Source organism: Streptomyces caelestis (assembly GCF_001279005.1).
In the GTDB taxonomy this organism is placed as follows: domain Bacteria; phylum Actinomycetota; class Actinomycetes; order Streptomycetales; family Streptomycetaceae; genus Streptomyces; species Streptomyces heliomycini.
In genome coordinates, this window is sequence record NZ_LGCN01000013.1 from 1 (window position 1) to 1,192 (window position 1,192).

1 rRNA gene is annotated in these 1,192 nt (G+C 56.9%); it reads left to right on the top strand.

Features of this window, described 5'->3' with window-relative positions:
• Positions 1 to 1,192, top strand: a 23S ribosomal RNA gene (locus ADK41_RS02445); the annotation flags it as partial.

Here is a 1,192-nt window from a genome sequence, read left to right on the forward strand (position 1 = left end):
GACGAGTCAGAAACCGTTGATGTAGGCGAAGGACATGCGAAAGGTCCGGCGTAGAGGGTAAGACCCCCGTAGTCGAAACGTCAGCGGCTCGTTGGAGAGACACCCAAGTAGCACGGGGCCCGAGAAATCCCGTGTGAATCTGGCGGGACCACCCGCTAAGCCTAAATATTCCCTGGTGACCGATAGCGGATAGTACCGTGAGGGAATGGTGAAAAGTACCGCGGGAGCGGAGTGAAATAGTACCTGAAACCGTGTGCCTACAAGCCGTGGGAGCGTCGCGCAAGGACTTGTCCTTGCGTCGTGACTGCGTGCCTTTTGAAGAATGAGCCTGCGAGTTTGCGGTGTGTTGCGAGGTTAACCCGGGTGGGGAAGCCGTAGCGAAAGCGAGTCCGAACAGGGCGTTTTTAGTAGCACGCTCAAGACCCGAAGCGGAGTGATCTAGCCATGGGCAGGTTGAAGCGGAGGTAAGACTTCGTGGAGGACCGAACCCACCAGGGTTGAAAACCTGGGGGATGACCTGTGGTTAGGGGTGAAAGGCCAATCAAACTCCGTGATAGCTGGTTCTCCCCGAAATGCATTTAGGTGCAGCGTCGTGTGTTTCTTGCCGGAGGTAGAGCACTGGATAGGCGATGGGCCCTACCGGGTTACTGACCTTAGCCAAACTCCGAATGCCGGTAAGTGAGAGCGCGGCAGTGAGACTGTGGGGGATAAGCTCCATGGTCGAGAGGGAAACAGCCCAGAGCATCGACTAAGGCCCCTAAGCGTACGCTAAGTGGGAAAGGATGTGGAGTCGCAGAGACAACCAGGAGGTTGGCTTAGAAGCAGCCACCCTTGAAAGAGTGCGTAATAGCTCACTGGTCTAGTGATTCCGCGCCGACAATGTAGCGGGGCTCAAGCGTACCGCCGAAGTCGTGTCATTGCAGCAACAAGCCCCAACGGGTGCTGTGATGGGTAGGGGAGCGTCGTGTGCCGGGTGAAGCAGCGCCGGAAGGCAGTTGTGGACGGTTCACGAGTGAGAATGCAGGCATGAGTAGCGATTCACACGTGAGAAACGTGTGCGCCGATTGACTAAGGGTTCCTGGGTCAAGCTGATCTGCCCAGGGTAAGTCGGGACCTAAGGCGAGGCCGACAGGCGTAGTCGATGGATAACCGGTTGATATTCCGGTACCCGCTGTGAAGCGTCAAACATCGA